We start from the raw sequence: 12422 nt of genomic DNA, 5'->3' as shown, positions 1-12422 counted from the left end.
CATGTTCGGCACCGTCGACATCAATTTCATCATCTTCGGGATCATGCCCTATGTTGCGCTGACCATCTTTCTCGTGGGGTCCATAGCGCGCTACGAACGCGATCCCTTCACCTGGAAAAGCTCGTCCAGCCAGCTTCTCCGGCGCAAGCAACTCGTCTGGGGATCGATCCTGTTCCATGTTGGCATCCTGACGGTGTTTTTCGGTCACCTGATCGGTCTTTTTACACCGCTCTGGGTGCTCGACTCAATCGGCATTCCCTATGGGCTGAAGCAGTGGATGGCGGTGATAATCGGCGGCCCGGCAGGCATCGCCGCGCTGATTGGCTCGACGATGCTCCTGCACCGCAGACTGGTCGATCCGCGTATCCGCGCGACATCCACGAACGTGGACATCCTCATAATGGCGCTGATCTGGCTACAGCTCGTGATAGGGCTGCTGACCATCACGCAGACGCTACAGCACATGGATGGCGGCACGATGGTGCTGTTCATGGAATGGTCGCAAAGCGTAGTCAGCTGGAACCTAAACGCCTGGGCCAATGTCGTGAACGTGCACTGGCTCTACAAGGTGCATATCTTCCTTGGACTGGTCATCACGATCCTGTTTCCATTCTCACGCCTTGTGCACATCTGGTCCGGCTTTGCGGCGCCGTTCCGCTACATGCTGACCCGGCCGGGCTATCAGATCGTGCGCTCGCGGCGGACACGGCCACTGGAGGACCGCCGCCGCGCCTTCGACAAGGTCAAGGGCGCGCAAAGCCCCTCGTCCACCACACCCGCGGAGTGAGCGCCATGAATGTTGCCCTGTTTCCCGATGTTGTCGTGAATGGCGAAACCATCCCCTCGGCGGCCGTTGCCGCCGAGGCCCAGAACCACACCGGCCCGAAGGACAAGCCCGGCATCGCCTGGCGCAAGGCCGCGCAAGCGCTGGCGATCCGCGCCCTACTTTTGCAGGAGGCCAGGGCCCGGGGGCTGGTGCCCGACCCACTGGAATTGTCCCCCGGACGGACCGAGACAGAGGACGAGGCGCTGATCCGCGCCCTGCTGGACGAGGCACTTACCATCGCGCCCGTAACCGAAGCAGCGGTGCGCGCCGAATGGGCAAAGGATCCTGGCCGCTACCGCTCGCCGCCGCTGTGGGACGTGTCGCACATCCTCTGTGCCTGCGACCCGCGCGACGAGGCGGCGCGCGCCGCAGCTGAGGCTCGGGTCAAAGCGCTGCTGGCGCGTCTCGACGGCGACGCCAAGGGCTTTGCGGCCGCCGCCCGCGAGAGCGACTGCGGATCGAAGGCGTCGGGCGGGCATCTGGGTCAGCTCGGGCCCGGCGACACTGTGCCGGAATTCGAGGCCGCGCTTCGCGCCCTGACCGAAGAGGGCACGACGCAGGTCCCCGTGCTGTCGCGTCACGGCTGGCACATCATACGCCTGAACGCGACCGCGCCGGGGCAGGTGCTGCCCTACGGCACGGTGCGACCGAAGATTGCGCAGGCATTGGAGAAGTCCGCCTGGACACGCGCTTCACGGGACTTCGTAGAGATGCTTTCCCGGACAGCCCACATTACCGGCGCCAGCCTCGACCCGATCTGAAGCGCTCGAGAGGGGGCAGTTATGGGACTTACAGATCCTAAGCCGAGCGGGAGAGGGGACCAAAAGCCGAGCCCGGAGTTGTTTGCCAATCCGCTGGACTGGATAGGCGCAGAGCACCTGCACGAACGCAATATTTGCGATCTCATCGATGGTTTGTCGGTGGCGGAAGCGCTCGACCAGCAATCTGTCCTGAGCGTTCTACGCTTTCTAAATGAGGATTTGACTGTCCATCTGCGCGACGAGGCTGAAGACCTGTTCCCACTTCTTGAACTGCGTTGCACTGAAGAGGATGCGATCTCAAACGCCATGCTGCGGATCAAAACGGACCAGATGGAGGCAATTCGCCTTCTGCCCGAGGTGCGTGTGATGCTGCTGGACTGCCTCGACACCGGTTCCAATCTGACCGCAGAGGATCGTGGGAGATTACGCGACTTCGCCGGCCATATCCGCCAGCACATAGTCGCCGAAAAAGCCATCCTCTTGCCCTTGGCTCGCGCTCGACTGACCCGGGCCGATCTGGAGACCTTGTCAAGACACATGCGGTCTCGGCGCGAACTGTCCGAGATCGCGGAGACACGCGATGCTGAATGATCTCCTGAAGCGCAACCGGATTTGGTCCGACCAGCGTCACGCCGAGGAACCTGAATATTTCAAGCGTCTTGCGGCCCTTCAGGCGCCCGAGTTCTTCTGGATCGGCTGTTCGGACAGCCGGGTTCCGGCAAACGTGGTTGCCGGCCTCGAACCGGGCGAGGTCTTCGTCCACCGAAACGTCGCAAATATTGTCCACTCTTCGGACATGAACCTGCTGTCGGCGCTGGAATTCGCCGTGGATGCCCTGAAGGTGCGCGAGATCATCGTCTGTGGGCACTACGGCTGTGGCGGGGTGAAGGCCGCCACCGAGGACCTGCCGCACGGCTTGGCCGATCACTGGCTGGAGCCTATCCGCCGCCTGGCCCGCAACTATACCGTCGATCTGGCACGCGAGATCGACATGGAAGCACGGCGTGACCGCCTGGCCGAATTGAACGTGATCGAAGGTGTTCGGCGCGTTTGCGAGACGCCGATCCTTCAAAGGGCATGGCGGCGCGGCGCAGACTTGCGTGTCCATGGCCTCATTTACGGGTTGAAGGACGGTCGCTTGCGTAACCTCGATTGCAGCATCGGCCCCGGACCGTTTCAGACTGGCCACTCTCACAAGGAGGCGACACAATGACAGTTCATCAGGCTATCGCAGCACCGGGCTGCGATTGTGACGGTCAGGATATTTTACCCTCCCTGATCAGCATTTCCGAAGCTCTTGCGCGGATTGCGGCGAATGTTGCACCGGTTCGCGAGACCGAAGTTGTTCCATTGGAGAGAGCTCTCGGCCGCACACTCGCTCAACCGGTCCGGTCGCAACGCATGGCACCTTCCTTCGACAACGCAGCGATGGATGGTTATGCGGTCGCGACATCGGCTCTGACAGGGAACGGGCCTTGGAGATTGCCAGTGGTTGCGCGTGTGCCTGCCGGAGATCATCCTTCGGAGTCGCTTGTGGGCAGGACCGCTGCGCGCATCTTCACGGGTGCGCCAATCCCCGAAGGCTCAGACGCTGTCGTGATGCAGGAGAGTGTTACGCGCGATGGGAATTTTGTTCACCTGTCACGCCCTCCCTCGCCAGGCATGAACATTCGCAGGGCTGGAAGCGACATGGCCAGGGGCGCCACCGTTCTGGACAAGGGTGAAAGGCTGGGCCCGAGGCAAATTGCTGCCTGTGCCTCAGCTGGGTCTGATGTCGTTTGTGCTCGACGACGGATTCGCGTAGCGCTCCTCGTAACAGGCAACGAAGTACGCCGCACCGGAGGCGAACTCGACTCAGCTCAGATCTGGGACGTGAATACGCCCATGCTGATGGCAAGCCTTACGGCGATGGGAGTGGAGATTGTCGCGTGCGAGCATGCCGATGACGACCTTTACGGCCTTGTCCGCCAACTCGACGACATGGCGGCGAGAGCCGACCTCGTCATCACCACCGGCGGCATCTCAGTCGGCGAAGAGGATCACGTGAAACCGGCCGTTGGGGCACTGCGCGGCGAGTTTCTGTTTAGCGGCGTAGCGATCAAACCGGGAAAGCCGGTATCATTCGGACGCATCGGGAAAGCGCACTGGTTGGGTTTGCCCGGCAACCCGCTCTCGGCCTTCGTCACATGGCAATTGTTCGGCGTAGAGCTGCTCCGCAATCTGAGCGATGAGAGACCGAGAAGCCTGGAGCGTCGCAACGTCGTTACCGCGAGCGAAATCCATCGCAAACCAGGGCGCTGCGAACTCAGACCCGCAATGCTTGCCGGGTTCGATGCGCATGGCCGCGAGATCGTGAGTTTTGACACTGCCACCCATTCGGCCCGTGTCGGGCATCTTCCGATGGCGGACGGCTTGTTGTTCCTGCCGGCCGATGCAGAAACACTGCCAGCCGGTGCGCTGGTTGAATTTCAACAATTTTGCCAAGCCTGAGGAGACCAGAAATGAAACTTGCCTACACGATGGCGCCGGGGCGCGGCGACACCGACCTTGTCCTAGAGCGTCTGGCAACTGATCTGGCTGCTCGGGGTCTCAGATGCAGCGGGACTGTCCAGATTAACAGCGAGCGCGATGATGCGGGTCCGTGCGACATGGATGTCCGCGTGCTACCGGATGGACCTGTCCTGCGCATCAGTCAGAATCTTGGTCTGCAGGCCAAAGGCTGCCGTCTTGACCCGACCGCGTTGGAAAGGGCCGTAGGGCTCGTCGCGGCAAACCTATCCTCAGATGCGGATCTTCTGATCATCAACAAGTTCGGCAAGCATGAAGCCGAGGGTAGGGGGTTTCGTGACGTGATTGCTGAGGCTCTGGCTGCGGGCGTGCCCGTTCTCGTGGGTCTCAATGCGCTCAACCGTCAAGCTTTCGACATTTTCGCCGGAGGTCTGGCTATGCAGTTGCCGCCCGAAACCGCCTCACTGATGGCCTGGGTGGAGGAGGTAGCTGCCACGGCGGATGAACTGGTTTTAGCCCGGGAAACAGGGGCAATAACCTCACCAACCCTTGGAAGTTTGACAGCCGTCAAGAAATCGAAGGACGATGCGCCTTACGGATCACTAGCTTAACAAGGGATAGTACCGTGACGGCTTCCGCCGCGAGAAAAACCGAGACGGCCGGAACGGTCACGCTCTCAGCACCTTCGATCCGCTGCGGCGGATGCGTGGCTGGAATCGAGCGCGCGCTCGGGGCGCTTCCTGAAGTCGCGAAAAATGTGGCCTGCCCCTATCGGGTGGTCCGGTTTCAGTCTTAGTGCATGACGGGTCTCGGCGCCAAGGTAGATGCCTGAGGCGGGGGTGATCCGCCATCGCGGGACGGCCAGTGAATGGCCTCCGGAGCTGGTGGTCGATAACCCAGCGAGGAGTGGGGCCTGACGGTATTGTAGTGAACCCTCCACGCCTCAATGATCACGCGGGCCTCGGCCAGCGAGTAGAAGATCTCTCCGTTCAGAAGCTCGTCCCGGAGCTTCGAGTTGAAGCTCTCGCAGTAGCCGTTTTCCCAAGGGCTACCTGGTTCAATGAACGCCGTCTTCGCTCCCACCGTGTCGATCCAGCCCCGCACGGCCGTGGCGATGAACTCGGGGCCATTGTCGGATCGGACGTGGCCGGGCACTCCCCGAAGGATAAACAGGTCGGTCAGGACATCGATCACGGCGGTCGAATTGAGCCTCCGGTCGATCCGGATCGCCAGGCATTCCCGGGTGAACTCGTCTATGACATTGAGCATGCGGAACTTCCTACCGTCATGGGTCCGGCTCTCGACGAAGTCGTAGGACCAGACGTGGTTTGCCCACTGAGGGCGAAGGCGGATGCAAGATCCGTCGTTCAACCAGAGCCGCCCCTTTTTCGGTTGCCTCGAGGGCACTTTCAGCCCCTCCCGTCGCCAAATTCGCTCGACGCGCTTCACGTTCACGGCCCAGCCGGCGTCCCGCAGCATGGCCGCGATCCGGCGATAGCCGTAGCGCCCATACTGGCTGGCGAGCGCGATGATGTCCGCGGTCAGCGCGTCTTCATCGGCCCGGCCGTGCGGCACTTTGCGCTGCGTTGAGCGATGCTGGCCGAACACCCGGCAGGCGAACCGTTCCGACACGCCGAACTTCTGCCGGACATGCTCGACACAGGCTCGGCGGCGGGCGGGGCTCAGAAGTTTCCCGAGGCGGCCTCCCGGAGGATCAGCTTCTCGAGCGTGAGATCGGAGACGGCCTTCCGCAGCCGCTCGTTCTCCTTCTCGAGCTCCTTGAGGCGCTTCACCTGGTCGGTCTTCAGCCCGCCAAACTCCTTGCGCCAGCGGTAATAGGTGAACTGCGTCACACCGATCGACCGCACCGCTTCGGCCACCGATCGGCCTTGCGATACCAGCACGTCGACCTGCCGAAGCTTCGCCACGATCTCCTCCGGCTTGTGTCTCTTCTGTCCCATTCGTTCGTCCTCCATCTGGCTCGAAAGCCTACTTCAGGAAGGACCACTTTTCTGGGGGCAGACCAATCAGCGACGGCGCGCTTGGACGGCGCGCGGCGCTGCCAGGCATGAGACACCGCTGCATGAGGCCCCCATGGCCCTCGCCATCAACTGCACGGGATACACGGCCTGGTTCGCGGTCATGATATTGAAGACCTCGACGAGCCGAGCTCGTCCCGAGCAAAATAGGGTGAGGCACCGCCGAATGTCGCGCTCCATCCGAAGCTGACGGTTCTCTTTGCGTAGGCGCGCCAGCTCTTCGCGTTCCAGACTGGTGGGGCCGTCGTCCCTGACCCCGGCATCGATACCGGACTGTCTGACCCAGCCGGCGACCGTTGCCGCGCAGGGTTCAAACTCCCGCGCCAAGCTCTCGAGACTGCGCCCGGATCTCGGCAACGCGATGATATGGTCCCTGAAATCCGCAGGCTACGGGTTCCTCGTTCTCGGCACGTGGACACCTTCCTATGAAAGCTGACTTGTGTCCACGCGACCGGGGGAACTCCAGTCGCGGTCGATGTTCAAAGAGTGGTATGATATGGGGTATAAATCTGATACACAGTGGGAATATGTATAAATAACAGATTATTATAAGATATATCTTGAGGACTCTCTCTCCGCCACCAATCCTTGGTACCAACGACGTTTTACGCTCTCGGCGGTCTCACCGAAGATCCGCGGACGGTACTCGAGATTTAACAGCCGGCGGCTTGGCTGTTCGGACATGTCCATTGGTCGCGCTCGGTCATTCTCGGAAAACCGGGGGTCACCGACTGCTTGTTCGGCTATCCGGATCAGTGCGCGTCGGGATTTGAAGAGGAAGACTTGAACCGCGGCTTTCTAGCACCGGCTCGGGTGTGGAGACGTGGTCTGATCGCTGAAAATGCGTCTCGGCGTTGAACCATCGCCCGCTCTGACAGGAGCCTGACCCGTTGAATTGTTCGCTGTGGTGCGGACGAGTGCGGGAGGTGATCGGCGTCGATGGTGATCCATCCGCAACGGCAATAGTTCCTACCAATCAGTTCCTTGAGCGCTGTTCCGCCGGGACGCAGTTTAGCGCTGATCTGGTATCCCACCCGAGCCGCAAGAGCTTGGCTCGGAGGTAAACGCATGTGCGCTGTCCGGGGCTGACCTTGGGGCAGCGCCGTGCTATCTCGCCTGAGACCGACGCCGCGCCCTCCCGGACGCGCCGCCCGGGGTTCGCCGTCCGGTCGAGCCCACTTGCACCAAACGGCTTCCGTGTCGCGCGTCCGCAGCCGGACACGCGCGCGTTCGAGCGAGGAGAAGACAGATGACCGCGCCCAGCGACCCGGAAGCCGCCCTTCGCAGCGCTCACAGGGAGGCCGGGCAAGGGCCGATCCGTCGCATCACGCGGATGACGCTCGATCACCCGCTGCTCTTCACCATTTCTGTCGTATCGACTCTGATCGCTGCCGGGTTGCAACTGACCATTCCGCTGCTGCTGGGACGCGCCGTCGACCAGACGCAGGGGCTTCTCGAGCGGCCCGACGAGACCGCGCAGGGCGCGCTGCTCTTGACTGCGCTCACCTTGCTGGTGGTCTCCATCCTGCGGGGTGTCTTTACCATGGCGCAGAACTACACCGCCGAAAACCTCGGCCACAGGGTGGGTTACGCGCTTCGCCTCGCCGTTTACGACAAGACCCAGCGGCTGAGCTTCTCCTTCCACGACAAGAGCCACTCGGGCGATCTCGTGACACTGGGCATCCTCGACCTCGAAGGCGTGCGGATGTACTTCTCCACCGCTTTCATCCGGACGATCCTGCTGACCGTGCTGATCGGCGTGGGGGCGGCGGTCATGGTCTCGATCGATCCGGTGCTGGCGCTCGTGGCGCTTTGTTTCGCGCCCTTCGTCGCCTGGCGTTCCTCGGCCACGCAACTGCGCATGCGGGCCACGTGGCTGGAACTGCAGGACCGCCTGGCGGTGCTGACACGGGTGATGGAGGAAAACCTCGGCGGCATCCGCGTCGTACGGGCCTTCGCGGGCTTTCGGCACGAGATGTTCAAGTTCGACCGCGCCTCGGCCAGGGCGATGCAGCTGGCGTTTCACCGGGTGGCGCTGCGGGTGCGGAACTCTTCGGCGATGACGCTGTCCTTCTTCGCGGCGATGGGGCTGGTGCTCTGGGTCGGCGGCGGCAAGGTGATCGCGGGCAGCCTGACGGTGGGCGAGCTCACCACCTTCCTCACCTTCATGACCATCCTGCAGATGCCGGTCCGGCAGCTCGGGCTCATGGTCAACGCCTTTGCCCGCGCCGGCACCTGCGGTCGGCGGGTCTTCGACCTGCTCGACCGCGAGGTCGAGATCGAGGATGCCCCGGACGCCAAGCCGCTGGAGATCGGCGCGGGCACGCTGCGTTTCGAGGACGTCCATTTCGCCTATCCCGACGCGCCCGAGAGCCCTATCCTGAACGGCGTGAGCTTCGAGGCGACGCGCGGCGAGACAGTGGGCATCGTCGGCCCGCCCGGTAGCGGCAAGTCGACTCTGTCGCACCTGATACCGCGCTTTTACGACGTGACCGACGGCACGATCTCCATCGACGGGCAGGACATCCGCAATGTGCGGCTCGACGATCTGCGCCGTGCGGCGGCAGTGGTGCAGCAGGACAGCTTCCTGTTCACCACGACGCTCGAGAACAACATCGCCTATGCCGATCCCTGGGCCACCGACACCCGCATCGCAGGGGCGGCGGGCTCGGCGCAGCTGCACGACTACATCATCGGTCTGCCCGAACAATATGGCACCGTGGTCGGTGAGCGCGGCGTGTCGCTCTCCGGCGGTCAGCGGCAGCGGCTGTCCATCGCTCGGACCGTGATGCAGCGCCCGAACGTGCTGGTCTTCGACGATTCCACCGCCGCGATCGATGCGGCAACCGAGGCGCGTATCCGCGCGGCGATGGAGGAGGAGGCCGACAGTCGCGTGACGCTGATCGTCGCGCACAGGCTTGCCTCGCTGATGCATGCCGACCGGATCCTCTTCCTCGACAAGGGCCGCGTCGTGGAGGAGGGCACCCACGACGAACTGCTGGCGAAGGGCGGCCGCTACGCGGCGCTGCACGCTCTGCAGACCCGGCCCGAGGACGACGTGATCGCCGAGATGGAGGACGCGCGATGAGCGGTGCCGAGATGGAGACTGCCACCAACGACGTGCGCGACGACGGCCGGCGGCCCTTCCGCGCTGTCGTGGGCTCGCACCGCGTCGAGGAAGAGATGTTCGGTCGCGTCTTCGACGGCAAGGTCGTGGGACGGATCTGGAAGTTCGTCGAGCCCTACAAGAGCCGGGTCTGGCTGGCCTGCGCCGCCGTGCTGACCTTCACCGCCATGCAACTTCTGATCCCGCTGATCATCCGTTACGCCATCGACAGCGGCCTGGCGGGCGAGGACGCCAACCCCGGTGCGCTTGTCTGGTGCGCGCTGGCCTTCGGCGCCGCGGTGCTGGTGAACTTCGGCGCCTCATGGGTGCAGGAGATGAGCGTGGGCCGGGTGGCGGAGAACGTGCTGTTCGATATCCGGCGCGCGATGTTCGAGCACCTTCAGCGCATCTCGCTCAAGTTCATGGACAAGACCGAGGTCGGCCGCCTGATGTCGCGGCTGCAGGGCGACGTGAACTCGATGCAGGAGTTCCTCGAGACCTGCGTGCTCTCGATCGGCGACATCGTCCTGCTGTTCGGTATCGTCGCGGTCATGCTCTGGCTCGACGCGCCGCTGGCGCTGATGGTGCTGGGCGTGATTCCGACCCTGTTCCTGGTGCGCATCGTCTGGCTGCCGCGGGCGCGCGCCGCCTTCACCGCCGCCCACGAGGCCAATTCCCGCGTCAACGGCGCGCTGGCCGAGGCGATCCACGGCGTCCGCGCGGTGCAGGGAATGGAGCGCGAGCGGGTCAACTTCGACCTCTACACCACCATGGCCTACGACACGCTCCAGGCGCATCTGCGGGCCTCGCGCTACGCGCAGATCATGGTGCCCATCGTCGATACGCTCACCGGCATCGCGATGGCCGTGACGGTGGTTGTCGGCGGCTCCATGGTGCTCGGTCAGACGCTGGACGTGGGCGTCATGGTGGCCTTCATCTTCTATATCCAGCGCTTCTTCGATCCGATCCGGTCGCTGACGATGCAGTATTCGGTGATGCAGCGCGCCATGGCCTCGGGCCAGCGGCTGACCGAGGTTCTGGACGTGGAGCTCGACGTGACCGACAAGCCGGACGCGCTGGAGCTGACGCACGACATGGATGGGCGCGTGGAGTTCGACCACGTCACCTTCGGCTACGACCCCGACAAGCCGGTGCTCACGGACATCTCCTTCAAGGTCAATCCGGGCGAGACGGTGGCTCTCGTGGGCCCCACCGGCTCGGGCAAGTCATCGGCCATGGCGCTGATCCATCGCTTCTATGACGTGGACGAGGGCGCGGTCCGCGTGGGCGGCCAAGATGTCCGCGACGTCACGCAGGAGAGCCTCGGGCGCGAGATCGCCATGGTGCTGCAAGAGCCGTTTCTCTTCACAGGCTCGGTGCTCGAGAACATCCGCTACCGCAAGACCGAGGCCTCCTTCGAAGAGGTGGTCGCGGCGGCGACGGCCGTGGGCGCGCACGACTTCATCGAGGCGCTGCCTCAGGGTTACGAGACCCAGCTCGGCGAGCGCGGCGGCAACCTCAGCCTCGGGCAGCGTCAGCTCATCAGCTTTGCGCGGGCGCTCGTGGCGGACGCCCGGATCCTGGTCCTGGACGAGGCCACGGCCAATATCGACAGCTACACCGAGATGCAGATCCAGAAGGCGCTGCAGACCGTGCTCGAGGGGCGGACCGGGCTCGTGATCGCCCACCGGCTGGCGACGATCCGCGGTGCCGACCGGATCGCGGTGCTTCAGGAGGGACGCCTGGTCGAGACCGGAACACATGGCGAGCTCATGGAGCATGGCGGGCTCTATTCGCGCCTCTACAACATGAACTATGCGTCCTTCGACGATGTCCCTCAGGATGCCATCCAAGACGACGAGGGCAGCTTCCGCAGCTGACCCGAGCGCATCGGGGTGGGCGAACGCATATGTCGGCGCCGAGGCCAGTTCGTCGCGTTGATGGTTCGCCTGTATTCAACGGCTTGGACGCTATTCAGCCGGGGGGAGTCGTTGGGTGCCGGTTGGCAAGAAATGTGACCGACCGCCAGCCGGATACAAGAAAGGCGCCGCCGGCGATGGCCGGAAGGCGCCTTCAGCATTGCCCCTCAAGGGGTGGTCTCAGGCCTTGGCGGCTGCCTGGGACGAGAACACGCTGACCGCGTGGCCGCGGATGCCGGAGATCAGGTTCCGGACCGAAGACTTGATGAATTCGGCGCGCATTGCGGTCGCCTGGCGATAGATTTCATCCGCGTCGAGCCGTGCGTCGCTCACGTGATTGATACGGGTCTGCATGGGTCTTTCCTTTCCGCTGCGTTGCAGCAATGACCTATGCCTGTCGGTTCATCTGGACCACAGACGATCCGGGAAACCCGCTACACGTCCAGTGCATAGCCGGGAAACGATCGGCCACGTTCCGGCGTTGCCGGCCTTCTCCGCAGCGCGTGATGGCTCGCGACGATGCCGCACCCCGGCATCAAGGCAGCGAATAACGCGGTCATCGCCGGGACCTCCGACAGGACGGCAAGATAGACATTTCGTAGCGCGCCGCGCTGGACAGGGCCGTAGCCGCCCCAGCCGGCAGGATCACTGCGTCCAGCACGCCTTCGTCGTCGGGTCCGACATTGCCGCCCGCGTCAAACATCAGCCACTGCGGCAGAGCTCGGGCGGGGACAGGGCGGCTGCGACCGATCGTTCGCTGACCTGTGGGGGTGGCGTCGCCATGCGGACGACTTCAATCCAAACGAAAGCTTTTGCCCCGTAGGACAGATCGGTTTCTTCCCCGATCCGACACCCGAGTGGTCCCTCGCGGGCGGCACATCATCTCATCTGAGAAGAATAGCGCGAGCGCCGGCTTGCCCTCTCGTGTGCATAGATGTTCGAAAGGTGGACGATATAACCAACATAGGAGAAGTGCCGCATGTCCGACACGTCATCCGAAGGGTTGGACATTCCGTCACCAGACGGCGATGTCAACACGATCGACACCGACTACGAGGTGGGCCAGGACAACATCCAGAAGTCCGTCGGCCCGCTCACGTTCGATATTCACAACCCTGTCTTCCTGTTCTCGTCGCTGACCATCGTCGTCTTCGTGCTGGTCACGCTGATCTTCCAGGACTCGGCCTCCGCGGTCTTCAACTGGCTGTTCACCTTCGTCACCACGACGTTCGACTGGGCGTTCCTGTCGGCGGCGAACATCTT

At 63.3% G+C, this 12422-nt stretch carries 10 protein-coding genes and 1 pseudogene; 9 read left to right on the top strand and 2 right to left on the bottom strand.

Annotated features, from left to right (window positions below; genetic code table 11):
- Position 1: 1 nt before the first annotated feature.
- The 6 genes from narI to BMZ25_RS07205 are packed head-to-tail and all read left to right on the top strand — an operon-like array spanning position 2 to position 4706.
- Positions 2–787, top strand: coding sequence for a respiratory nitrate reductase subunit gamma (narI, locus tag BMZ25_RS07230; protein ID WP_092691096.1), 786 nt, complete (start codon positions 2–4; stop codon positions 785–787).
- Between the two features lie 5 nt (positions 788–792).
- Positions 793–1587 carry a peptidylprolyl isomerase gene (locus BMZ25_RS07225; RefSeq protein ID WP_092691091.1) on the top strand — a complete coding sequence of 265 codons (795 nt, stop codon included), beginning with the start codon at positions 793–795 and terminating at the stop codon, positions 1585–1587.
- 21 nt (positions 1588–1608) lie between these two features.
- Complete coding sequence (locus BMZ25_RS07220; protein WP_092691088.1) at positions 1609–2178, top strand: hemerythrin domain-containing protein; 570 nt, start codon at positions 1609–1611, stop codon at positions 2176–2178.
- Positions 2168–2800, top strand: coding sequence for a carbonic anhydrase (locus BMZ25_RS07215; RefSeq protein WP_092691085.1), 633 nt, complete (start codon positions 2168–2170; stop codon positions 2798–2800). Before BMZ25_RS07220 ends, BMZ25_RS07215 begins: the two co-directional genes overlap by 11 nt.
- Positions 2797–4077 carry a molybdopterin molybdotransferase MoeA gene (locus BMZ25_RS07210; protein WP_092691082.1) on the top strand — a complete coding sequence of 427 codons (1281 nt, stop codon included), beginning with the start codon at positions 2797–2799 and terminating at the stop codon, positions 4075–4077. The genes BMZ25_RS07215 and BMZ25_RS07210 overlap by 4 nt, the downstream gene beginning before the upstream one ends.
- A gap of 11 nt (positions 4078–4088) precedes the next feature.
- The gene (locus BMZ25_RS07205) at positions 4089–4706 is read left to right on the top strand and encodes a DUF2478 domain-containing protein (RefSeq protein ID WP_092691079.1); all 618 of its coding nucleotides are present in this window, start codon (positions 4089–4091) and stop codon (positions 4704–4706) included.
- Positions 4707–4887: 181 nt separating this feature from the next.
- Here the strand turns inward: BMZ25_RS07205 and BMZ25_RS07200 are convergent.
- Positions 4888–6056 (bottom strand): IS3 family transposase gene (locus tag BMZ25_RS07200; protein ID WP_092691075.1). Its coding sequence is split into 2 segments (ribosomal slippage): positions 4888–5792 and positions 5792–6056, totalling 1170 coding nucleotides; the frame shifts between segments, so codons are not numbered across the junction.
- Positions 6057–7383: 1327 nt separating this feature from the next.
- Between BMZ25_RS07200 and BMZ25_RS07190 the strand changes: the two genes are divergently transcribed.
- Positions 7384–9222: an ABC transporter ATP-binding protein gene (locus tag BMZ25_RS07190; protein WP_092691069.1), complete on the top strand. Its 1839-nt coding sequence runs from the start codon at positions 7384–7386 to the stop codon at positions 9220–9222.
- Complete coding sequence (locus tag BMZ25_RS07185) at positions 9219–11120, top strand: ABC transporter ATP-binding protein (protein ID WP_092691063.1); 1902 nt, start codon at positions 9219–9221, stop codon at positions 11118–11120. Before BMZ25_RS07190 ends, BMZ25_RS07185 begins: the two co-directional genes overlap by 4 nt.
- 219 nt (positions 11121–11339) lie before the next feature.
- On the opposite strand, the gene BMZ25_RS20775 is transcribed toward BMZ25_RS07185, so the two are convergent.
- Positions 11340–11513 carry an RSP_7527 family protein gene (locus BMZ25_RS20775; protein ID WP_177190415.1) on the bottom strand — a complete coding sequence of 58 codons (174 nt, stop codon included), beginning with the start codon at positions 11511–11513 and terminating at the stop codon, positions 11340–11342.
- 625 nt (positions 11514–12138) lie between these two features.
- Here BMZ25_RS20775 and BMZ25_RS07180 point away from each other — a divergent pair.
- A pseudogene (locus BMZ25_RS07180) lies at positions 12139–12422 on the top strand (BCCT family transporter); the annotation flags it as partial.

The organism is Tranquillimonas rosea, assembly GCF_900111315.1.
GTDB classification, from domain to species: domain Bacteria; phylum Pseudomonadota; class Alphaproteobacteria; order Rhodobacterales; family Rhodobacteraceae; genus Tranquillimonas; species Tranquillimonas rosea.
The sequence above is the reverse complement of the archived record's forward strand: the minus strand, read 5'-3'. Positions and strand labels throughout refer to the sequence as shown.

Excerpts from the sequence above, each read along its gene's own strand:
- narI (WP_092691096.1), top strand. The coding sequence starts at position 2 with ATGTTCGGCACCGTCGACATCAATTTCATCATCTTCGGGATCATGCCC.
- BMZ25_RS07225 (WP_092691091.1), top strand. The coding sequence starts at position 793 with ATGAATGTTGCCCTGTTTCCCGATGTTGTCGTGAATGGCGAAACCATC.
- BMZ25_RS07220 (WP_092691088.1), top strand. The coding sequence starts at position 1,609 with ATGGGACTTACAGATCCTAAGCCGAGCGGGAGAGGGGACCAAAAGCCG.
- BMZ25_RS07215 (WP_092691085.1), top strand. The coding sequence starts at position 2,168 with ATGCTGAATGATCTCCTGAAGCGCAACCGGATTTGGTCCGACCAGCGT.
- BMZ25_RS07210 (WP_092691082.1), top strand. The coding sequence starts at position 2,797 with ATGACAGTTCATCAGGCTATCGCAGCACCGGGCTGCGATTGTGACGGT.
- BMZ25_RS07205 (WP_092691079.1), top strand. The coding sequence starts at position 4,089 with ATGAAACTTGCCTACACGATGGCGCCGGGGCGCGGCGACACCGACCTT.
- BMZ25_RS07190 (WP_092691069.1), top strand. The coding sequence starts at position 7,384 with ATGACCGCGCCCAGCGACCCGGAAGCCGCCCTTCGCAGCGCTCACAGG.
- BMZ25_RS07185 (WP_092691063.1), top strand. The coding sequence starts at position 9,219 with ATGAGCGGTGCCGAGATGGAGACTGCCACCAACGACGTGCGCGACGAC.
- BMZ25_RS20775 (WP_177190415.1), bottom strand. The coding sequence starts at position 11,513 with ATGCAGACCCGTATCAATCACGTGAGCGACGCACGGCTCGACGCGGAT.